This window comes from Aquabacterium sp. CECT 9606, from assembly GCF_918741295.1.
GTDB lineage: Bacteria > Pseudomonadota > Gammaproteobacteria > Burkholderiales > Burkholderiaceae_C > Aquabacterium.
This window is the reverse complement of sequence record NZ_CAKKNB010000001.1, coordinates 528,937-550,990: the sequence shown is the minus strand read 5'-3', so window position 1 is coordinate 550,990 and position 22,054 is coordinate 528,937. Positions and strand designations below refer to the sequence as shown.

At 64.8% G+C, this 22,054-nt stretch carries 17 protein-coding genes; 9 read left to right on the top strand and 8 right to left on the bottom strand.

Annotated elements, in window-relative coordinates; genetic code table 11:
* The first annotated feature begins 202 nt into the window (after positions 1 to 202).
* Both LQ232_RS02525 and LQ232_RS02520 read left to right on the top strand, forming a co-directional pair.
* Complete coding sequence (locus LQ232_RS02525) at positions 203 to 1,111, top strand: ABC transporter substrate-binding protein (RefSeq protein ID WP_230178618.1); 909 nt, start codon at positions 203 to 205, stop codon at positions 1,109 to 1,111.
* A gap of 1 nt (position 1,112) precedes the next feature.
* Positions 1,113 to 3,164: a response regulator gene (locus LQ232_RS02520; protein WP_230178616.1), complete on the top strand. Its 2,052-nt coding sequence runs from the start codon at positions 1,113 to 1,115 to the stop codon at positions 3,162 to 3,164.
* Between the two features lie 6 nt (positions 3,165 to 3,170).
* Here the strand turns inward: LQ232_RS02520 and LQ232_RS02515 are convergent, their stop codons facing one another.
* Positions 3,171 to 5,312: a TonB-dependent siderophore receptor gene (locus LQ232_RS02515; protein ID WP_230178614.1), complete on the bottom strand. Its 2,142-nt coding sequence runs from the start codon at positions 5,310 to 5,312 to the stop codon at positions 3,171 to 3,173.
* Positions 5,313 to 5,555: 243 nt separating this feature from the next.
* Here LQ232_RS02515 and LQ232_RS02510 point away from each other — a divergent pair, with 243 nt between their 5' ends.
* Both LQ232_RS02510 and LQ232_RS02505 read left to right on the top strand, forming a co-directional pair.
* On the top strand, positions 5,556 to 7,082 hold the full coding sequence (locus LQ232_RS02510) for a protein kinase (protein ID WP_230178612.1): 1,527 nt from the start codon (positions 5,556 to 5,558) through the stop codon (positions 7,080 to 7,082).
* Positions 7,079 to 8,290 carry an OmpA family protein gene (locus LQ232_RS02505; protein WP_230178610.1) on the top strand — a complete coding sequence of 404 codons (1,212 nt, stop codon included), beginning with the start codon at positions 7,079 to 7,081 and terminating at the stop codon, positions 8,288 to 8,290. Before LQ232_RS02510 ends, LQ232_RS02505 begins: the two co-directional genes overlap by 4 nt.
* Before the next feature lie 21 nt (positions 8,291 to 8,311).
* Here LQ232_RS02505 and LQ232_RS02500 read toward each other — a convergent pair whose 3' ends face one another.
* From LQ232_RS02500 to LQ232_RS02480, 5 genes are all read right to left on the bottom strand, one after another.
* Positions 8,312 to 8,902 (bottom strand): DUF3617 domain-containing protein, encoded by a 591-nt coding sequence (locus LQ232_RS02500; RefSeq protein WP_230178608.1) that lies wholly within the window; start codon positions 8,900 to 8,902, stop codon positions 8,312 to 8,314.
* Between the two features lie 87 nt (positions 8,903 to 8,989).
* A complete protein-coding gene (locus LQ232_RS02495; RefSeq protein WP_371820064.1) occupies positions 8,990 to 10,030 on the bottom strand; it encodes an NAD(P)H-dependent flavin oxidoreductase in 1,041 nt (346 codons plus the stop codon).
* A complete protein-coding gene (locus LQ232_RS02490) occupies positions 10,031 to 10,249 on the bottom strand; it encodes a hypothetical protein (RefSeq protein ID WP_230178606.1) in 219 nt (72 codons plus the stop codon).
* A gap of 10 nt (positions 10,250 to 10,259) precedes the next feature.
* Entirely contained in the window at positions 10,260 to 10,442 is a 183-nt protein-coding gene (locus tag LQ232_RS02485) for a hypothetical protein (protein WP_230178604.1), read from the bottom strand.
* 111 nt (positions 10,443 to 10,553) lie between these two features.
* On the bottom strand, positions 10,554 to 10,952 hold the full coding sequence (locus LQ232_RS02480; RefSeq protein WP_371820132.1) for an FKBP-type peptidyl-prolyl cis-trans isomerase: 399 nt from the start codon (positions 10,950 to 10,952) through the stop codon (positions 10,554 to 10,556).
* A gap of 157 nt (positions 10,953 to 11,109) precedes the next feature.
* Here LQ232_RS02480 and LQ232_RS02475 point away from each other — a divergent pair, with 157 nt between their 5' ends.
* A complete protein-coding gene (locus LQ232_RS02475; RefSeq protein WP_230178600.1) occupies positions 11,110 to 12,102 on the top strand; it encodes an MDR family oxidoreductase in 993 nt (330 codons plus the stop codon).
* Between the two features lie 16 nt (positions 12,103 to 12,118).
* On the opposite strand, the gene LQ232_RS02470 is transcribed toward LQ232_RS02475, so the two are convergent.
* The gene (locus tag LQ232_RS02470) at positions 12,119 to 13,510 is read right to left on the bottom strand and encodes a GntP family permease (protein WP_230178598.1); all 1,392 of its coding nucleotides are present in this window, start codon (positions 13,508 to 13,510) and stop codon (positions 12,119 to 12,121) included.
* Between the two features lie 140 nt (positions 13,511 to 13,650).
* On the opposite strand from LQ232_RS02470, the gene LQ232_RS02465 reads away from it, so the two are divergent.
* Complete coding sequence (locus tag LQ232_RS02465; RefSeq protein ID WP_230178596.1) at positions 13,651 to 14,871, top strand: patatin-like phospholipase family protein; 1,221 nt, start codon at positions 13,651 to 13,653, stop codon at positions 14,869 to 14,871.
* Here the strand turns inward: LQ232_RS02465 and LQ232_RS02460 are convergent.
* Positions 14,834 to 16,714 (bottom strand): AAA family ATPase, encoded by a 1,881-nt coding sequence (locus LQ232_RS02460; protein ID WP_230178594.1) that lies wholly within the window; start codon positions 16,712 to 16,714, stop codon positions 14,834 to 14,836. The genes LQ232_RS02465 and LQ232_RS02460 overlap by 38 nt on opposite strands.
* A 179-nt stretch (positions 16,715 to 16,893) precedes the next feature.
* Here LQ232_RS02460 and LQ232_RS02455 point away from each other — a divergent pair, with 179 nt between their 5' ends.
* From LQ232_RS02455 to LQ232_RS02445, 3 genes are read left to right on the top strand one after another with little or no spacing between them, the layout of a single operon-like run.
* Entirely contained in the window at positions 16,894 to 17,934 is a 1,041-nt protein-coding gene (locus LQ232_RS02455; RefSeq protein ID WP_230178592.1) for a ligase-associated DNA damage response exonuclease, read from the top strand.
* Positions 17,931 to 19,613 carry an ATP-dependent DNA ligase gene (locus LQ232_RS02450; protein ID WP_230178590.1) on the top strand — a complete coding sequence of 561 codons (1,683 nt, stop codon included), beginning with the start codon at positions 17,931 to 17,933 and terminating at the stop codon, positions 19,611 to 19,613. The genes LQ232_RS02455 and LQ232_RS02450 overlap by 4 nt, the downstream gene beginning before the upstream one ends.
* Entirely contained in the window at positions 19,610 to 22,051 is a 2,442-nt protein-coding gene (locus LQ232_RS02445; RefSeq protein ID WP_230178588.1) for a ligase-associated DNA damage response DEXH box helicase, read from the top strand. Before LQ232_RS02450 ends, LQ232_RS02445 begins: the two co-directional genes overlap by 4 nt.
* Positions 22,052 to 22,054: the final 3 nt, after the last annotated feature.

Below are 22,054 nucleotides of genomic sequence, written 5' to 3'. Positions count from 1 at the left end.
GTTGTGTGGCGTCATCCCCCTCGTCACGGGTCACTCCCCGAGATAAGTGGCCGCGAAATCCCGATAACACTGACACGGACCACGCCGACCGTGAAACACTGGGTAAGCTATCGCATTCGGTCCAAGCCCCGGATGGAGGACATCAGTTTTGTTTGCATGCCGTGCATTTTGGGTGGCCGTGCGTTGGATGACTGTGGCAGTCATGTTGTGGCAGTGGCCCTTGGCGCACGCCGCATCGGATGACGCCGCGCGTGCCATCGCCGTGATCTACCCAGACATCGGCGAGCCTTACCGCAGCGTGTTCTCCACCATCATCGGTGGCATCGAAGACCAGACCAAAAGCCGCGTGGCCAGCTTTCCGGTGGGGGCCAGCCCCAACACCCAGGACCTGTCCAACGAGCTGAAACGCCGAGACATCCGCGCCGTGATCGCCCTGGGCCGCAACGGCCTCAAAGTGGCCACGGGCCTGGACCGCACGCTGGGGATCGTCGCTGGCGGCGTGCTGTCGGTGCCCGAATCCGAAGCGCAAAACTTGTCGGTGCACAGCCTGGCCCCCGACCCTGCCTTGCTGTTCGCCAAGTTGAAAACACTGATGCCCTCGGCCCGGCGCGTCATCGTGGTCTACGATCCGCGCCAGAACTCCTGGCTGATCAAGCTGGCACGCGAGGCCGCCAAGGCGCAAGGCCTGGAGCTGCAGGCCTTTGAAGCCGATGACCTCAAGACCGCGACCCGCCAGTACCAGGACAGTCTGAGCTCGGCCGACCCCAAGCGCGATGTGTTCTGGTTGCCACAAGATTCCACCACGGTGGACGAGACCGCCGTGCTGCCCCTGGTCCTGCAAGAGGCCTGGAACCGCAATCTGGCCGTCTTTTCCAGCAGCGCCGCCCACGTCAAGCGCGGCGCCCTGTTTTCGCTTTACCCCAACAACGTCGAACTCGGCAAAGCACTGGCCGGCTGGGCGATGGGGTATGTCTCTTCCGGCACCGCCATTCGCGGTGTGCGGCCCTTGAAGGAAGTGCTGGTGGCGGTGAACACACGAACCGCCAATCACCTGGGCATCAACCTGAATGCCCTGCAACAGCGCTTTGACATGGTCTTCCCGGAGCCCTGACATGAACAGTCACACTCAACCGTTGTTCATTGAGCGCAGACTTTCAGGCTTTCTGCGCCAGATGACTTTCCAGCGCCAGCTCAGCATTGCCGTCATCATCGGTGTGATCTGCATGGCCCTGTTCTCGTCCATGGCCAGCGCCTGGCAAGGCGGCCGCCAGATTCGCGACACGCTGATGCGGCAAAGCATGAGCATCGCCACCAGCCTGGCCACGCAAAGCACATTGGCGCTGCTCTACGCCTCGGCCGACAACGCCCACGACGCAGTGAACGCCACCTTGGCCTACCCCGATGTGCTGCGCGTCGAGATCCGCACCAGCGATGGCGGCGTGCTGCTCTCCAAGGGCAAGGCAGGCACCGAATCGCCCACCAAGGCGCTGCCATCGCCGCCCCCCCGCGAGGCCTACCTTGAGGCCGAAACCGAAGACACCTGGCAATTCGTCGCACCCGTGTGGACCAAACCGGCCGCATCACCCTTTGACGTCGAGCCGCCCGCCACCGAATTCCTGGGGCAGGTGCGCCTGGTGCACAGCAAGGCCACGCTGACGCGCATGATGGCCAACATCTTCTTCGTGAACCTGGCCAGCTCCTTCTTCTTCGCGGCCCTGTTCCTGATCGGGATCCGTTTCCTGGCCACCCGCATCACGCGGCCTTTGAACAGCCTGTCCAAGGCCATGGCACGCACCGAACGGGGTGAAGCCGATGTGCGTGCCGAGGTTGACGGCCCGCAAGACATCCAGGCCATGGCCCAGGCCTTCAACCGCATGAGTTCGGTGCTGCAAGAGCGCGGCGAAGAAGTGCAACGCCACCGAGAGCACCTGGAGGATCTGGTGCGCGACCGCACCACCGAGCTGCGCATGGCCAAGGAGCGCGCCGAAATCGCCAACGACGCCAAGAGCGCCTTCCTGGCCCGCATGAGCCACGAACTGCGCACGCCGCTCAACGCCATCATGGGCTACGCCCAGATCCTCAAGATGGACAAGTCGCTCACCGAGCGCCAGGTCATGGGTCTGAACACCATCCACAACAGTGGCGAGCACTTGCTGCTGCTCATCATCGACATCCTGGACCTGTCGCGCATCGAGGCCGGCAAGACCGAGCTGTATCCCGCCGCGGTACACCCCCAATCCTTCCTCAGCGGTCTGGTGGACATCATCCGCATCAAGGCCGAGGAAAAGACGCTGCGCTTTGATTTCGAATGCGCGCCAGACCTGCCTGCCGCCGTCGAAGTCGACGAGAAGCGTTTGCGGCAAGTCCTGCTCAATCTTTTGAGCAACGCCGTCAAGTTCACCGAAAAGGGCCAGGTGCGCCTGGGTGTCACCGTGGTCAACCGAGACGCCCGGGCCCGAGAGATCGACCTGCGATTTGAAGTCCAGGACACGGGTACCGGCATCCGCGGCAGTGAGCTGCAACGCATTTTTGAGCCGTTCGAGCAAGCCGGTGATGCCCGCAGCCGGTCCGGCGGCACGGGCCTGGGCCTGGCCATCAGCCGCCAGCTGGTGCGCCTGATGGGTGGCGAAGTGCATGTCGACAGCCAGGATGGCATCGGCAGCCTGTTCTGGTTCGAGCTGAAGCTGCCTTGGGTGAACCCCGCCCCCAGCAATGGCTCGGCCGCGGCCGCCCAGCCGGCTGTCACGGGCTACCTCGGCCCACGGCGCAAGGTGCTGATTGCCGACGACGTGCCCGCCAACCGCACCATGCTGATCGACCTGCTCAGGCCGCTGGGTTTTGACACGGTGGAGGCCAACAATGGCCAGGCCGCCCTGGACCAGGTGCAGGCCGCCGCCCCGGATGTGATCCTGATGGACCTGTCCATGCCGGTGATGGATGGATTGGAGGCGATCCGGCAATTGCGGAAGTCGCCCGCCACCCAATCATTGCCGATCATCGCGCTGTCAGCCAACGCGTCCAACGCGGACCGCACTGAAGCCATGCAGGCCGGGGCCAATGGCTTCATGACCAAGCCCTTTGAACGGGCCATCCTGCTGGCCCAGTTGAGCGCCCACCTGAACCTGAGCTGGACCACCGACGCACCCGCCAGCGACCAGCACTGAGCAGCGCTAGAACTGGTAGCTGGCCTGCAGGTAGATCGAGCGACCCGGCAAGGGAAAATCGTAGGGCAGGGAAATGAAGGGCTGGCCCCGGTCGTAGGGCGTCGGTTCGCGCGCGTCCACGTCAAACAGATTGCGCACCGACATGGCCACGTCCCAGCCACGTCCGGACCGGTCGGTGCGCAGGGTCAGGTCCACCGTGGCATAGCCCTTCAGGTCGGCGCGGGAATCGCCAGACTCGCGCGGGCGATCGCTCACCCAATTGACTTGCGGGTCCACCGACCAGCCGGGTGTGAAGCGCCAGTTGGTCCGCAGGTAGACATGGTGCCGTGGCGCATTGGCCGCAGGCTGCCCGGTGTCCTCGTCCACCGACCGTTGGTAACTGTAGTTGCCCGTCAGGCGCAGGTCTTTCATCGCGTCCCAGGTGGCCTCGAACTCCAGGCCATTGCCTGTTTGCTGGCCATTGTTCTGGTACACCGAACTGATCAAGCGGATGATGTCCTTCATCTCGTAGTGGAAGAAGTTCATGCCCAGTTGCAGCTTGGTCAGGGGCTGCCATGACACGGCCGCCTCCACCGTCCGGATTTTTTCAGGCCGCAGGTTCGGGTTGCCCGTGACCACCGGGTTGTTGATGGCATACAACTCCGACATCGAAGGGGCCCGGAACGCCGTGCCGTACAGCAGCTTGGTGGTGACGTTGTAGGCCGCGTCCCAGACCAGGGCCAGGCGCGGATTGGTGGTGCTGCCAAAGTCCGAGTAGTGGTCGTTGCGCACGCCGGCGGTCAAGGTCCAGTCCTTGCCCAGGTTCCATTCGTCCTGCGCATACAAATAGCGTTTGGTGCGCCCTTGGGGCCGCATGAAAGGCTCCGTGGCCGACACATCAATGACGTCGGCCCGCGACCCGGTGCCAATGATCGAGAAATTGGCATGGAAATTCTTGGTCTCGCGCGTTTTGTAGACCTCTTCCCGCTCGGCGCCCAGCCCCAAGCGAATGCGGTGCATTTTGAAGCCCGTGTAGGTGGCCGAGCCGCCCACGCGACCATGCCGCTCCCATTTGGCCGGGTTGCCGATCACGCCATCGACAAAGACGTCCGTACCGGCGAATGTGGTACCGGCCGGGTACAAAGTCAGGTCGGTCAGCTCCGTGTAGTGCATCGCACTGATCTGCATGTTCGCCGCCCAGTCCTCGGCGATGTTGCGGTTCTCATAGGTCAGGTCAGAGGTGATCGTCTGGCTGTAGATTTGCCCCTCTGGGTCCAGGGCCGAGGCCACGCCCGTGCCGGTGCCAATGTCGTCGCGTTCTTTGTAAGACACGCGAAAACGCCATTTGTCCAAACTCAGGTCCAGCGCCCCGTCGACCGAATCACGGCCATTGTTGATGGCCCCTGGCGCACGAGACGCCTGCGTGCCCGAAAGCGCATCCAGCCCAGTTTGCGCATCGGCCTGAACAATCCGCCGGTCTCCATCCGTGCGGCCCACGCGCAGGTAGCCCGACACGTCCACCGCGCCCCACTTGCCGCCATGCAGCATCCAGGCATCGCCCGTCTTGAACGAACCGCCGCGCAGGCCCAGCTCCGTGCCGTTGATGTCGGCCGAAGTCTTGGTGATCACGTTGATGACGCCCGCGAAAGCATCGGCGCCGTACAAGGCTGAACCCGGACCGCGGATCACTTCCACCCGGGCGATGTTCTCGACCGGCATGCCGCCCCAGCCTCCACCCCGGTTGCCGGTGTACACCGTGGTCATGGGGATACCGTTGATCAGCATCAGCACTTGCGGGTTGAAGCCCAGGTTGATACCGCGGATCACGTAGACCGGCGCGAAGCCCTGTGTCTCGCGCGCCACATGCAAGCCGGGCACGGTCTCCAGCACCTCGTCCAGGTCGGTGGCGCCCATGGAGGCGATGTCTTGGGCCGTGATCACGGTGGCCACCGCGGGGGCGCGGCTGACTGGCACGCGAGAACCCGTGGCAATGCTGACAAACGACTTGTCGCCATAGGCCAGGGCCAGCTCGTCTTCCTCGCTCACGGCCTGAGCCAAGGCCTGGCCGCTCAATCCGATGACAGCGCAGGCCGTGGCCACGCAGCGCACGGCCAGGACCACCGCCGAGGGGCTGAAGCGAAGATCCGCGAAGTGCCGATGTAGGGTCATGATGTGCTGGCTTTCATGATGATGGCCGAGTTCAATTCCACAAACCTTGGCGCGTTGCACTGACACATTCCGCGTTCCCCTCGCATCGATCAAATGGCCAGCACGATGACCATGGGGAAACGGGACACCGCAATATATACCAGTGGCAGGAACCGCCATCGATGATGCAATGCCGTCGCCTAAAATGACTGCGGGACTACCCAGGCTTGCAATGTTGGCGCAGCCATGACACGAGAAAACGCGATGATTCGGGGACCTGAAGACGACGACGATCGAACCATCATCTCCACCTCCTTTGGTGACAGTGATCTGCCCCATTTCGTCTCCAGCTCGTCTTTGTTCAACCACACCTTGCCCGATGGCACGCGGCTGGGCGAATTCGAGATCAAGGGCCTGATTGGCGAAGGCGGCTTTGGCATCGTCTACCTGGCTTACGACGAATCCCTGCAACGGCAGGTGGCGCTCAAGGAGTACATGCCCTCCTCGCTGGCCGCTCGCTCCAACACCACCGCCACGGTCTCGGTCAAATCCGACCGCCACCGCGAGACCTTCCAGGCCGGCCTGAAAAGCTTCGTCAACGAGGCCCGCCTGCTGGCCCAGTTCGACCACCCCTCCCTGGTCAAGGTCTACCGCTTCTGGGAAGGCCATGGCACCGCCTACATGGTGATGCCTTATTACGAAGGCCCGACCCTCAAACGCGCCTTGGCCGACTTGGGCCGCCCGCCCACCGAGGCCGAACTGAAAGCCTGGTTGCGGCCCTTGATGGACGCCCTTGAAGTGATGCACGCCGCGCACTGCTTTCACCGCGACATTGCGCCCGACAACATCCTTTTGACCGCCACCGGCCCGCTATTGCTGGACTTTGGCGCGGCCCGGCGCGTGATTGGCGACATGACCCATGCCTTGACCGTGGTGCTCAAGCCAGGCTATGCACCCATCGAGCAATATGGCGAGGAGTCGTCATCGATGCCGCAGGGCGCCTGGACCGATCTGTACGCCCTGGCCTGCGTGGTCTATTACGCGGTCACGGGCAAGGCGCCCATGTCCTCGGTCGACCGTCTGATGGCCGACAAGTTGAAGCCCCTGAGCGAGGTGGCCGCGGGCCGGTACAGCGAGCACTTCCTGAAGGCCATCGATGCGTGCCTGGCAGTCAGGCCCCACGAGCGGCCGCAAAGCGTGCCGCAACTGCGCAGCCTGATCGACACGGTGCCTGAGCCGGCCCCCGCCGCTCCTGCCGCGCCCATGGCCCCATCGATCGCCCCTTTGGACAGCCCTCTCCCGATGACGCCAGGGGCTGTCGCTGCGCCACCACCGGCCGTGGGCCGCCCTTCCGCCCAACGCAGCTCCAAAGCCCCCGGGCGGCTGCTGCTGGTCGCCCTTGTGCTGACCACCATGGTTGGTCTGGCCTGGTGGATGGCCACGAGAAACTCGGCGCCGGCTCCACGTGTCGATCCCGCACCGTCGCCAGCGGCCTCGGTGCCTGTGCCCACGGCGGCGGCGCCCATCGCGACGCCATCGGCCCCCGAGCCCAAGCCTGTGGCCAGCTCGTCCACTCCGGCGCCCGCAGCCCCTGCGCCCAAGCGCGTGGTCGAGCCCACGGCCACCAAGGCTAAAGCGCCCAAAGCCCCGCCAGAAATCCCCCAAAAGATGCAGCCCCCGCCTCGGCAAGACCCGGCTTTGCGGGCGCGCTGCGGTGATATTCTTCAAAAAGCCTCCCTGGAAACCCTCAACCCGGAGGAAACCGCTTTTCTGAAGAAGGAGTGCCGATGAAGTCCCCCGCCCACGTTCTGCCCAGAGGCTTGCTGGCCTGCCTGGCCGCCCTGGTCACCCTTTGCCTGGTGGCGTGCGCCACGCCACAAGCCACTTCCGTCAGCAACGAATTGCCCTTCGAGCAGGCCGTGGCCAAGGCCACCGACGGCCTCGTCTCGCAAACCCAGACCCTGCCCGCCTTCCTGGCCAAGGTGGAGTCCAAATTGGCCAAGCGCGGCGTGGTGGTGGATCCTTTCCTGGACAGCAGCACCGGCCAGCAAACCGGCGCCACCAAGCTGTTCGAAAAGCGTGTCACCGATCGGCTCACCTCCAGCTACGATGCCTTCGACCTGCTGCCATTCCAGTCGGCCAACCTCAGCAAGGCCCAGTACCTGCTGACCGGCACCATGACCCGCGCCACGGGCGAGCATGCCCGCAACACCTTCAAGCTGAACCTGGCCCTGACCGAGTTGCGCAGCGGCAAGGTGGTAGCCCAGGCCTCGGCTCAAGCGCAAGGCGCCGGGCTGGACAACAACCCCTTGCCCTATTACCGCGACAGCCCCGTGCTGGTGAAAGACCAGGTGCTGGAGGGCTACATCCGGTCCACCGCCACAGCCCCTGGCCAAAAGGCTGATGCCTTCTACCTGGACCGCATCGCCGCCGCCACCTTGATCAACGAGGCCACCACCCTGTACAACTCCGAGCGCTACCAGGAGGCCTTGGGCCAGTACCGCAGTGCCCTGGCCACGCCGGCCGGCGAACAACTGCGCGTGCTCAACGGCATCTACCTGGCCAACGTCAAGCTGGGGCGCACCGCCGAAGCAGAGACCGCCTTCGGCAAGGTCGTGGCCATGGGCATCGCCTACAACGAACTGGGCGTGAAATTCCTGTTCAACCCTGGCAGCACCGAGTTCTGGTCCGACACCCGCATCAGCGGCGCCTATGGCATGTGGTTGCGCCAGATCGCCCGCGAAAGCACAGCCGCCAAGGTGTGCATGAACATCATCGGCCACACCAGCCGCACGGGCTCAGAGCAATCCAACGATTCGCTGTCCTTGCAGCGGGCGGCTTACGTCAAGCAACGCCTGACGGCCGAAGCCCCCAACCTGGGGCCACGCACCAAGGCCACGGGCATGGGCTTCAGGCAGAACATCGTGGGCAGCGGCTCCGACAACGCCGTCGATGCCCTCGACCGGCGCGTTGAGTTCAAGATCGTCGGCTGCAACTGAGCCGGCACGGCCCAACACGCTTTACTTCGCCGGCTTGGGCATCGGGGGCGCGTTCAAGGTCTTGGTGTTCACTGGTTTGAGATCGCCGCAGTTCGCACCCAGCCAGGTCGATGTGTTCGTCATGTTCATGGTCTTGGTTTCGCCATTCATGGCCATGATCGTGGCCACCTTCATGGTGTAGCTCTCGGGGCTGTTGAACACGGCCTCGCCATCGGTCTCTGACTTGGGGTCGATGCAGCTTGAATGCCAGGTCCAGCGACTGCTGCTGCGCGACTTGATCTCGGTCTTGCAGTTCTTCTCGCTGTTCTTCTGGGCCAGCCACTGGTTCTGGTCCAGCGACTCTTTGCTCAGGCAGAGCTTGATGTCGCCAGTGCCACCGCTCATGTCCACGCCCTTTTGCTTCATCATGGCCTCCATCTTTTGGCGCACTTCGGGGGGCAGGTTGTTCATCTGGGCGGCCATGGGCGGGGCTTTGATGCCATCCACCGCGCGCTCGCTGCGAACTTGCCAAAGGCCCGGTTTGATGGGTGGGGCATCAGCGGCGTGAGACGCCACACAAAGGGTTGTTGCGGCGCAAAGCAAGGCCAGGTTGCGGGGGGGAATCGAGCGCATGTTGTTCTCCGATGGGTGTGGTGCCAAGGACAGGTTTCACGACCTGAACATGATGGCATGGCTGGCGCACGCCGAGCCAAGGCGGCGTCAACCCGCCATCAAGGCCCGCGTGATGTCCGCGGCAGAGGCTTCCCGGCACGCACTGGCGTTCTGGCCTGACCACAGGGGCGAGAACTCGCCACTGCCCAGGCTCTCGGCCTTGGCGCGCAAGGGCGCGATGGCCGCCGTGGCCAAAGGAAACTCGGGGGCCTGAGAACTCAAAGGCCCGACGGTGCTGACCAGGCGGTTGACGATACCCCTGGCTGGCCGGCCCGTGAACACATTGGTCAAGGCCGTGTGGCAAGCGGCATGGCTTTGAAGGGCCGCTCGGTGCACCTTCGACGTGGTGGCCTCCGGGGCCAGCAGGTAAGCCGTGCCCACTTGCACGCCCACCGCGCCCAAGGCCAGAGCGGCCGCCACGCCCTTCGCATCGGCAATGCCGCCCGCGGCGACCACAGGCACTTTGAGCGCTTTGACCAACTGTGGCACCAAGGCAAAGGTGCCCATCTGCAGCGTCAGATCGTGAGACAGGAAATGACCCCGGTGGCCACCGGCCTCGAGGCCTTGGGCAATGACGATGTCCACGCCATGGGCTTGCAGCCAAAGTCCCTCGTCAACCGTGGTGGCCGACGACAACACCGTGGCACCCCAGCGCTTGACGCGCGCCAGCAAGTCTGCCGAAGGCAAACCAAAATGAAAGCTGATCACCGGTGGCTTGAACTCTTCGAGCACATCGGCGGCCTCGGCGGTGAAAGGCGCGCGGCCAGGACCTGCGCCAATGGCGCCCTGGTCCAAGGCCAACTCCTGGTAATAAGGCACCAAGGCCAGCCGCCAGGCGGCATCGCGCTGCGCATCAAATGCGGGCGCATCGTGGCAAAAAAAATTGACGTTGTAGGGCCGGTCGGTGGCCGAGCTGATGCGTGACAACTCGGCGCGCAGATCGCTCAAGCTCAACATGGCGGCTGGCAAGGAGCCCAGGCCGCCAGCATTGCACACCGCAATGGCCATGTCGCTGCCCTGCACTCCGGCCATGGGAGCCTGGATCACGGGCAAATCAATGCCCAGAAGGGTGGAAAGCTGCAACGCCAATCAGTGCGAAGCGACTGGCTGCTGCCACTGCGCGATGGCGAACTTCAGGGCATCGTCGCGAGACATGAACAACTTGGTGAACATGCACTTGGCCGGGCGATCGCCACGGGCTTGCCCTTCACTGATGGCCAAGCCGGCCTTCCATTGCCCATCGCCCAGAGACTCGGCAATGGGAATGGCGAGGTACTCGCCCACCGAAAATGCAGGTGCTGTGTGCATGGTCGACTCCTTAGACGTGCGAATGGCTGGAGGGCGCGCTGAAACGCGATTGCCCCGCCAAGGCCAGTTCAGTTTCCACAATCTCATCAGCGATGCGGTCGATCTTGCTGCTATCCCATACGTTGGCCGCATAAGCTTCTTCAAGATCGTCCCGCAGTTGCTGATACTTGCTGTTCAGGTCTGCGTATCCCATCGGAAAACTCCTGTGTTGAGTTCTGCTGTGGTCATGTTCTCAAAATACCAAGGGTTTCTGTGTAGGACAACACCCCAAATGAGGGTCGGACCGCACAAAACGAGCTGGCGTTCACTTGCCCGCGATGCTGAGCAACTCGACCTCGAACAGCAAGGTGGCATTGGGCGGAACCGCATCACCGGCACCGCGTTCACCGTAGGCGATGGCGGGGGGGCAGGTCAGCTTGGCCTTGCCGCCGACCTTCATGCGCTGCACGCCTTCGGTCCAGCAGGGGATCACGCGGTTAAGGGGAAACTCGGCCGGCGCGTTGCGCTTGTAGGAACTGTCGAACTCCTTGCCGTCGGTCAGGGTGCCGCGGTAGTGCACCTTGACGGTGTCGGTGGACGAGGGGCTGGGGCCCGTGCCTTCCTTCAATGACAGGTAGACCAGGCCACTGGGCGTGGTCACGGCGCCTTTTTCCTTGGCGGCCTTGGCGATGGCGGCGTCGGGTGCCGCGATGGCGGATGACACGGACGACAGGGCCAGCACGGCCGTCAGCAGAGAAGATGTCAGGGCAGCGATTCGCACAGCGGGTCTCCGGTGTTGATGAGGTGAGACGGCATCATCGCTCATCCTGGTGTAGTGTTCCGTGCCTTGACAATTGGTTTCACATCGCGAGGAGACGCACGTGTTCAACGCCCTGGTGCTCGACAAGAACCCCGATTTCAGCGTCGCCGTGAAGGCGGTCGATGACCATTTTTTACCTGCCGTGCCTGAAGGACTTGGGGTGACGGTGGCCATCGACTACTCCACGTTGAACTACAAGGACGCGCTGGCCATCACCAACACGTCGCCCGTGGTGCGAAGCTGGCCCATGGTGGCCGGCGTGGACGGGGCGGGCACGGTCATCGACAGCGAGCACCCGCATTGGAAGCCGGGCGACAAGGTGGTGCTGAACGGCTTTGGCGTGGGCGAAACGCACAAGGGCTGCCTGGCCGAGAAAGCCCGCCTGAACGGCGACTGGCTGGTGCCCCTGCCCGACGCCTTCAGCACCCGGCAGGCGATGGCCATTGGCACGGCGGGCTACACCGCCATGCTGTGCGTGATGGCGCTGGAGCGGCACGGCGCCTTGCATGGTGGCGGTGAGGTGCTGGTGACCGGCGCCACGGGTGGCGTGGGCTCGATCGCGGTGGCCTTGTTGGCCAGGCTGGGCCATGTGGTGGTGGCCGCCACCGGCAAGGTCGGTGAAACCGACTACCTGCTCGGCCTGGGGGCCAACCGCGTGATTGACCGCGCAGAGCTGTCATCGCCCGGCAAGCCTTTGCAGAAAGAACGCTGGGTGGCGGTGGTGGATTCCGTGGGCAGCCACACGCTCGTCAACGCCTGCGCCCAGACCAGCTACGGCGGCGCGGTGGCGGCCTGCGGGCTGGCGCAGGGCTTTGACTTGCCCGGCACGGTCATGCCCTTCATCTTGCGGGGCGTGGCCTTGCTGGGCGTGGACAGCGTGATGGCTTCGCTGGCGCTGCGCCAACAAGCATGGCAGCGGCTGGCGCAAGACCTGGACCTGGCCTTGCTGGACCAGATCACCACCGAGGTGTCGCTGGCCGAATCCATCGATGCCGCTGCGCGCCTGAGGGCCGGCCAGGTCAGAGGCCGCCTGGTGGTGCGCACCCGGCCTTGATCGGGCACGGCTTCAATCAATACAGGCCGGTCAGCAGATACACCCCGATCACCACGAAGACCGCCAGCGTCTTGAGGCAGGTCACCGCGAAGATGTCGCGGTAGGACTCGCGGTGCGTCAGGCCCGTGACGGCCAGCAAGGTGATGACCGCGCCGTTGTGCGGCAAGGTGTCCATGCCGCCGCTGGCCATCGACGCGACACGGTGCAGCACCTCCATCGGGATGCCCGCCGCCTGCGCGTTCTGGATGAAGGTGTCGGCCATGGCCGCCAAGGCGATGCTCATGCCGCCCGAGGCCGAGCCCGTGATGCCCGCCAAGGTGGTCACGGTGATGGCCTCGTTGACCAGGGGATTGGGGATGGCCTTCAACGCCGCCGTGACCGAGATGAAGCCCGGCAAGGCCGCGATGACGGCCCCGAAGCCATACTCCGAGGCCGTGTTCATGGCCGCCAACAGCGAGCCCGACACCGCCGCTTTACTGCCCTCGGCAAAGCGGCTGACGACAGGCTTGAAAGCGAACAACAAGACGGTGGCGATGCCCACCAGCAAGGCCGCCTCGACCGCCCAGATGGCCACCACCGCCGACACCTCGCCCGTCACCGGGTGCTTCAGGCCAGGCAGGTCGACCATGTAGGTCTTGCCATACACCGAAGGGATCACCGTGGTGAAGACCTTGTTCAGCGCCGCCACCAGCACCAACGGCAACATGGCGATCCAGGGACTGGGCAGCGGGCCAGCCACCATCTTCTCGGGCTCGTTGAGCGTGTGCTGGCCATAGCCTTCGCCTTGCGCCAAGGCACTGCGTCGGCGCGACTCCAGGTACAGCATGCCTGTCACCAGGATGAAGACCGAGCCGATGACGCCCAGCCAGGGCGCCGCCCAGGTGTTGGTGTGGAAGAAGGTGGTGGGGATGATGTTCTGGATCTGCGGTGTGCCAGGCAACGAGTCCATGGTGAAGCTGAAGGCGCCCAGCGCGATGGTGCCGGGGATGAGCCGCTTGGGGATTTGCAGTTGCCGGAACAACTCGGCCGCGAAAGGGTAGACCGCGAACACCACCACGAAGAGCGAGACGCCGCCATACGTGAGGATGGCGCACACCAGCACGATCGACAACATGGCCCGGCTGCCCCCCACCAGCTTGATGACCGAGGACACGATGGAGGTGGAGAAACCGGACAGCTCGATCACTTTGCCAAACACCGCCCCCAGCATGAAGACCGGGAAATACTGCCTGATGAACTGCACCATCTTGTCCATGAACAGGCCGATGTAGACAGGCGCCACCAGCGTGGGCTCGGTGAGCAGCACGGCCAGCAAGGCCGCCACGGGTGCGAAGAGGATGACGCTGTGCCCCTTGTAGGCCACGTAGATCAGCAAGCCCAAGGCGAGAAGGATGATCAGCAAGTCCATGGCGCCCTCTCCATCTTTTTGAATCGGGCCAGTAGACACCGGTTGAGACAGGCACGCCCCGCCTGGCCGGAATGACCGGACGCTGCGCAGGGATGGCCTTGCTGATAGGCTTGAACAAGCTCATGCCAACTGGATCGCCCATGATGTTGAACAAGCCTGTCAGCAGTGTTGCCACCCCGCCATCGGACAACGGCCTGCCCTACGATGTGGTCGCCTTGGTGCTGCAAGGGGGTGGGGCCTTGGGCTCTTACCAGGCGGGCGTGGTCGAGGGCCTGCACGAGGCGGGCATCCATCCCAATTGGGTGGCGGGCATCTCGATTGGCGCGCTGAACTGCGCCATCATCGCGGGCAACCCGCCCGAGCTGCGCATCCCGCGGCTGAAGGAATTCTGGGACACCATCTGCCAACCTGCCTACTTCCAGCCCACAGCCGAGGCGCTGCAAACCTGGGTGGAGCAATTGGGTGGCAGTGCGCGCAAGGCCTTCAATGGCTTCTCGGCCTGGCGCGCCATGGTGGAAGGGCAGAAAGGCTTCTTCGTGCCACGCGCGGCGCCCACCTGGCAGTCCTTGAGCACCACGCCCGATCTGGCCAGCTTCTACGACACCTCGCAACTGAAGTCGACACTGGAGCGCCTGACCGATTTCGACCGCATCAACGCAGGTGAGATCCGCGTGTCGGTGGGCGCGGTCAATGTGCGCACGGGCAACTTCGAGTTCTTCGAGAACACGAGCGGGCCGACCCAAGGTCGGATGCGGGCGGAGCACTTCATGGCCTCGGGCGCGCTGCCGCCCAGCTTTCCGGCGGTCGAGATCGAGGGCGAGTTCTATTGGGATGGCGGCCTGGTGTCCAACACCCCATTGGCGCAGATCTTGTCGGCCACACCGCGGCGCAACACCATCGCGTTTCAAGTGGACCTGTGGAGTTCGATCGGTGTCTTGCCCACCAACATCTTTGATGTGCAGGAGCGCATCAAGGACATCCAGTATTCAAGCCGCACGCGGGCGATCACCGACATGATGGAACGCGAACAGAAGTACCGGCGCTTGCTGCGCGACCTGCTGGAGAAGGTGCCGCACGATGCCATCCAGGCCGATGCGCAACATTGCCAGACGGCCCAGGAGCTGGCCTGCAGCCACCAGTACAACGTGATCCACCTGATCTACCGCGACAAGGAGTGGGATGGCTTGTCGAAGGATTACGAGTTCGGCCCCATCACCATGCGCGACCACTGGACCACCGGTCTGGACGACATCCGCCACACCCTGACGCACAAGGATTGGCTGGAACTCCCGCCCGAAGACAAGGAGTTCGTCACGCACGACTTCAGGCGTTCAGAACGGCCTGCAGCGGCTGGCCGCTGACGGTTTCCTGGTCGAGCAACAAGTCGGTCAGGGCTTCCAGCCGAGGGCGGTGCTGGGTGAGCACGGCCTGGCATTCGACCTGGGCTTGTTCCAGCAACAGGCGGGCCTCGTCCAGCAGGTTCTTCTGGATGTCGGGGCCGATGAGCTCCTTGGGCACACCCGCCATGCTGAGCAGGCCGAAGGTCTTGCCAAAACCGAAGCTGCCGATCATGGACGTGGCCAGCTCGGAGGCGCGCTTGAGGTCGTCTGCCGCGCCCGACGAGGTGTTGCCGAACACCATCATCTCGGCCTCGCGACCGGCCAGCAGCATGGCCAACCGAGACTTGAGTTCGCGCTCGCCATACAAGGGTTCTTCGGTGTGGCGGGCCACGTAGGTCACGCCCAGGGCGCCGCCCCTGGGTTCAATGCTGACGCGCTCGACGCTGCCAGCGTCCAGCACGTGGGCCACCAGGCCATGGCCGCCTTCGTGCACCGCCAAGCGGCGCAAAGTCTCGGGGCACAAAGTGCCCTTGGCGGACGACACCTCACCACCCAGCTGGAAGGTTTCGATCGAGCGGTACAGCAACTCGGCGGTGACCTCGGGCTGGCCGCCTTCGGCCGCATAGGAGGCCGCGCGGTTCACGCAGTTGGCGATGTCGGCGGGCGACATGCCCGTGGCGGTGCGGGCCAGCGAGGTCAGATCGATTTTTTCAGCGGCCTTGACCTTTTCCAGGTAGAGGCCGAACAGGGCTTCGCGCTCGGCGGCCGTGGGCAACTCGGTGCGCACGATCATGTCGAAGCGGCCGGGTCGGCGCATGGCCTTGTCGATGTTGTCGACGTGGTTGGTGGCACCGACCACGACCACGTTCTCCAGCGGCGAAAAGCCATCGAGTTCGACGAGGATGCGGTTGATGATGCGGTTCTGCTCCTGGTCGCCGGCACCGCTGGTATCGCCGCCGCTTGAGCGCCTGCCCACGCCGTCCAGCTCGTCGATGAAGATGATGCAGGGCGCGTTCTTGCGTGCACGCTCGAACAGCTCCTTGACCTTGCCGATGCCAGCGCCAAAGAACATGGAGCTGAAGTGCGAGCCATCCACGCTGATGAAGTTGGCGCCGCATTCCTTGGCCAAGGCGCGGGCCAGCAAGGTCTTACCGGTGCCGGGCGGGCCGTCAATCAGCACGCCACGCGGCGCATGCGCGCCCACACGAACATATTCAGCCGGGTCGGTCATGAAGGCGACCACGCGGCGCAAGGCTTTCTTGGCCTCGTCGGCGCCAATCACGTCCTTGAACTCGGTGTCGGGCCGCTCGGCCAGCTTGGTGCCGCCAAAGGGCAAGGAGCCGCCACGCATCTGGTAGAACATCAGGCCGGCGATCAGGAAGACCGGCAGCAGGGCCAGGCTGAGGCGCCCCAGGCCCTCCAGGGTTTCGTTGAACTTCTGGCTGGGTGTGCGGGGGTCGATGTCGGTGCGGGTCAGCACAAAGCCTTTTTGCAGGCTCAACTCGCCCAGGCGACCCAGCAGGTTGGTGCTGCAACCCGGGCCGCAATCGACCAGGCGGGTGCTGTGGTGCTTGCCAGCCTTGTCGGTGTAAAGCACCAGCGAGCCACTCGTGGCCACCGACACCACCTGCCCGCTGGACACCGCCTTTTCAAAAGCCGAGGCTTCCGTCGGGCTGTTCAACCAGGCATCCGGGTTCTTCTCGAAAGCCAGCGCGGTCACGTCCTTGCGGGCCTGGGCCTCGCGCACAGCCGTGTCTTGCAGCACCGAGACGCCAGTCCAGGCCAGTGCCAGCAACAACACCAATCCCACACCCGCGAGCTTGCGGCGCTGGGACGACGAGAGAACGATCTTGAACTTGGGCATGGCAGAACTTGCAAAGACGGACAAAGGGGGGCAACGCTCAGTGTCGGCCAAGTGCCGAAAAGCGAAGGCCCGAGTTGCGCCCACAAATCCCCTTTGATGCGCCTGAAAATCATGCGCACACCGTTTGCTACCCTTCAGCTGAGCACTATTACCGCCTGCAACACCAAACCCTAAACCGGATGGCCGATTCCAACAATGATCTGGTGGTGGCCCGACCCCAAGGCCTGTATTGCCCACCGGGGGATTTCTACATCGACCCGTGGAAGCCGGTGTCCCATGCCCTGATCACCCACGCCCACGGCGACCACGCCCGCGTGGGGCATGGGCACTACCTGGCGCCCGAGGAAGGGCGCTTGGTGCTGCAGGCGCGTTTGGGCGCGGACATCCCCTTGCAGACCCTGCCCTACGGCCAGACCATCACGCACCGCGGTGTGCGTGTGTCGTTTCACCCCGCCGGCCATGTTTTGGGCTCGGCCCAGGTCCGCCTGGAACACGAAGGCCGCGTGTGGGTGGCTTCGGGCGATTACAAGACCGGGCCGGACGCCACTTGCGCGCCGTTCGAGCCCGTTCGCTGCGATGTCTTCATCACCGAATCCACCTTTGGCCTGCCAGTGTTCCGCTGGCAAGCGCAGCAGCAGGTGTTCGACGACATCAACGCCTGGTGGCGGGGCAATGCGCAGGCGGGCCGGCCTTCGGTGCTGTATGCGTATTCATTTGGCAAGGCGCAGCGCGTGCTGGCGGGCATCGACCCGTCGATCGGGCCCATCGTGGCCCACGGCGCGATGACGCTGATGAACGACGCCTACCGCGCCAGCGGCGTGCCCTTGCCCGCCACGCAGTCGGTGCTGGACACCACGCCGGCCGACCTGAAGACATCGCTGGTCCTGGCCCCACCCTCCGCGCAAGGCAGCGGCTGGACCAAACGCTTTGGCGAGCACAGCGACGCCTTCGCTTCCGGCTGGATGCAGTTGCGCGGCACGCGCCGGCGCCGGGGCCTGGACCGGGGCTTCGTGCTGTCCGACCACGCCGATTGGCCAGGCCTGCTGGAGGCCGTGCAGGCCACCCAGGCTCCCCGCGTGATCGTGACGCATGGCTATGTGGAGCCGTTGGTGCGTTACTTTGGCGAGCAAGGCTTGCAGGCCGGGGCCTTCAAGACCGAGTACGGCGACGAAGCGGAAGAAAATGCAGAAGCCGCACCCGTGGCGGAGACGCCGCCATGAAGCGCTTCGCCCAGTTGTTCGAAGCACTGGACAGCAGCACCTCCACCACGGCCAAGACCCAGGCTTTGGTGGCGTATTTTCAAAGCGCTCCCGCGGCCGATGCCGCCTGGGCCTTGTACTTCCTGGCCGGCGGCAAGCCTCGGCAAACCGTGCCCACCGGCGTGATCCGCGCTGCGGCGCGCGAGCACGCCCGCATTCCCGAATGGCTGTTCGACGAAAGCTACGACGTGGTCGGCGACTTGGCCGAGACCATCGCCCACATCCTGCCGCCCGCCGAGCAAGTGACCGACGTGGCCCTGCACCGCTGGATGGAGGAGCGCCTGCTGTCTCTGCGCGGCCGAGAGCCCGCATCGACCATGGCCGCCCTGCAAGGCTATTGGGACGAGCTGGACACGCCAGGCCGCTTCCTGCTCACCAAGCTCATCGGCGGGGGCTTTCGCGTGGGCGTGGCGCGCAACCTGGTGCTGCGCGCGCTGGCCCAGGTGACGGGACTGGACGCCAAACACCTGGCGCAGCGCCTGATGGGCTACACCGACAAGCAGCACGTGCCCACGGCCGCGCGCTATGAAGCTTTGTCCGACCCCGAATCGCCATCGCAGGCCTCGGGCCAGCCTTACCCCTTCTTCCTGGCGCACCCGCTCCAAGCCCCGGTCGACAGCCTGGGCCCGATCGAGGACTGGCTGGTCGAATGGAAATGGGACGGCATCCGCGCGCAGTTCATCAAGCGGGGCGCCGAATCGTGGTTGTGGTCGCGCGGCGAGGACCTGCTCAATGGCCGCTTCCCGGAGCTGGACGCGATGGCTTTGGTCTTGCCCGACAACACCGTGGTCGATGGCGAAATCGTGGTCTGGAAAGAGGGCCATGTGCAACCGTTCGCGGCCCTGCAAAAACGCATCGGCCGCAAAACCCTGGGCAAAGCCATCCTGGCCGAATGCCCCGTGGCCTTCCTGGCCTACGACCTGCTGGAGCACCAGGGCGAAGACTGCCGGGCCTGGCCGCAGTGGCGGCGACGCGAGCAATTGGATGCCCTGATCACCGCGCCCACCCTGCCGCAAACCGACCTGCCGCTGGAGGCCCCCATCGAGCCGCACATCCTGCCCGCGCCGTTGGCGCCGTTGCAACTCTCGCCCCTGGTCACGGCCCCCGATTGGGCCACCCTGGCCGAGTGGCGCGAAGAGTCGCGCAGCCGTGGTGTGGAAGGCTTCATGCTCAAGCGCCGCGACAGCTTGTATGGCACCGGCCGCACCAAGGACGTCGGCCTGTGGTGGAAATGGAAGGTCGACCCCTTCACCATCGATGCCGTGCTGATCTACGCGCAAAGCGGCCACGGCCGGCGCGCCAACCTCTACACCGACTACACCTTCGCCGTGTGGGACGACGACCGCCTGGTGCCTTTCGCCAAGGCCTACTCGGGCCTGACCGACGAAGAGATGCGGCAGGTGGACCAGCGCATCCGCCAAACCACCATCGAGAAGTTCGGCCCGGTGCGCAGCGTCACACCCACGCTGGTGGTGGAGCTTGGCTTTGAAGGCATCCAGGCCTCCAGCCGCCACAAATGCGGCCTGGCCGTGCGCTTTCCGCGCATGCTGCGGCTGCGCTGGGACAAGCCCGTGAAAGAGGCCGACACCTTGGCCAACTTGCGCGCCCTGATCCCCACCCCGGACGCCAAGGCCGCATGAGCGAGCGACTTGCCGGGTCATGGCTGGCAGGCAAAGGCTGGGCGCCGTTCGCATTCCAGACCGAAGTTTGGCAAGCCATGGCCCAAGGCGACAGCGGTTTGCTGCACGCCACCACGGGCGCGGGCAAGACCTACGCGGTGTGGTTGGGCGCCCTTCAAGCCTTGGCACCGGCCACCGCGAACACCCGAGGCGCGCCGCCCCTCACCGCCCTGTGGATCACCCCGATGCGCGCCCTGGCCTCGGACACTTTGGCGGCCTTGCAGGCACCGCTGCCCGAGCTGGCGCCCCGATGGACACTGGAGATGCGCACCGGCGACACCTCCAGCGCGGCCCGGGCGCGGCAAGCCAAGCGCCTGCCCACCGCCCTGGTCACCACGCCCGAAAGCCTGAGCCTGCTGCTCACCCAGACCGAGGCCGCCCAGCAATTGGGCAGCGTGCAACTGGTCGTGGTCGACGAGTGGCACGAACTCATCGCCAACAAGCGCGGCGTGCAGGTGCAACTGGCCCTGGCCCGCTTGCGACAATGGAATCCCCAACTGATGGTGTGGGGCCTGTCGGCCACCTTGGGCAACCTGCCTGAGGCCCGCGACACCTTGACGGGCCCCACAGGCCGCATCGTGCAAGGGCAACTGCCCAAGGCCCTGACGATCGACACGCTCTTGCCCGACGAAGTGCAGCGCTTTCCCTGGGCCGGCCACCTGGGCCTGCGCATGGTGCCCGCCGTGGCCCGTGAGATCGAGGCCAGTCGCAACAGCCTGGTCTTCACCAACACGCGATCACAGGCGGAGCTTTGGTACCAGGCCCTGCTGGAGGCGCGGCCCGACTGGTCTGGCCTGATCGCCCTGCACCATGGATCATTGGACAGGGGCGTGCGCGAATGGGTCGAGGCGGGGCTCAAGGCTGGCACCTTGAAGGCCGTGGTGGCAACTTCCAGCCTGGACCTGGGCGTGGACTTCTCGCCTGTGGAGCGCGTGCTGCAGATTGGATCGGCCAAGGGCGTGGCCCGCTTGCTGCAACGCGCCGGCCGATCAGGCCACGCGCCGGGGCAGCCTTCGCGCATCACGCTGGTCCCCACGCACAGCATCGAACTGCTGGAAGCCGCCGCCGCGCGCCGCGCTGTTCAGCAAGGCCACATCGAGGCACGCACCAGCCCCGACAAGCCCTTTGACGTGCTGGTCCAGCACGTGGTCACCGTGGCCCTGGGCGGCGGATTCGACAGCCAGGCGCTGTTTGACGAAGTGCTCACCACGCACGCTTACCAACACCTCACCCCAGAGGAGTGGGCCTGGGTGCTGGACTTTGCCGGGCGCGGTGGCGACTCGCTGCAGGCCTACCCGGATTACCGGCGCATCGAGGCCGACGAGCACGGCCGCTACCACCTCGTCAACGCACAACTGGCGCGCCGCCACCGCATGTCGGTGGGCACCATCGTGAGCGATGCCAACCTCAAGGTGTCCTACCTGCGCGGCCCCGTGCTGGGCACCGTGGAAGAAAGCTTCATCGCGCGTCTGCGCCCACGCGACTGCTTTCTCTTCGCGGGCCGTTTGCTGGAGCTGGTCAAGGTGCACGACATGACGGCCTACGTGCGACTGGCCAAGGGGCAGCGGCCCGCCGTGCCGCGCTGGAACGGCGGCAAGATGCCGATGTCGTCCGAGCTGGCACACGCGATGCTGGAAGCGTTGGCCGACTTCGCGTCCCAACCCGAAGACGGCCCCTACCCGCCCGAGATCCAGGCCCTGCGGCCCTTGCTGGCCGTGCAGCAACGCTGGTCCTCCCTGCCCACGCCCGACACCGTGCTGGTTGAAAGCCTGAAGTCGCGCGAAGGCCACCACCTGTACATCTACCCCTTCGCTGGCCGGCAGGTGAACCTGGCGCTGGCCACGCTGTGGGCCTACCGCTTTGGCCAGATCGCACCGCGCAGCTTCTCGATCTCCTTCAACGACTACGGCATCGAGCTGCTGAGCACCGAACCGGTGGATGCGGACCTGTTGCCGTCCCTGCTCAGCACCGAGAACCTGCTGCACGATGTGCTGGGCAGCCTGAACGCGGCCGAATTGTCGCAGCGGCGCTTTCGCGAGATCGCCCGGGTCTCGGGCCTCGTCTTTCCCGGCTTTCCAGGCGCGCCCAAAAGCAACAAGCAGATCCAGGCCTCCAGCAGCCTGTTCTTTGAAGTGTTTCGCAAGTACGACCCCAGCAACCTGTTGTTGACCCAGGCCGAGCGCGAGGTGCTCAAGCAGGAGTACGAGCTGGACCGGCTGGAAGACGTGCTGCAATCCTTGCAAGCCAAACGCTGGGAGGTGAAGGCCTTGAAACGGTGGACACCGTTCTCCTTTCCGCTGCTGGTGGAGCGCTTGCGCGAACGCCTGAGCACGCACAAGCTGCAGGACCGCATCCAGCAACTGCTGGCCGAATTGAATAACCAGGCCGGCCAGACTTGAGCC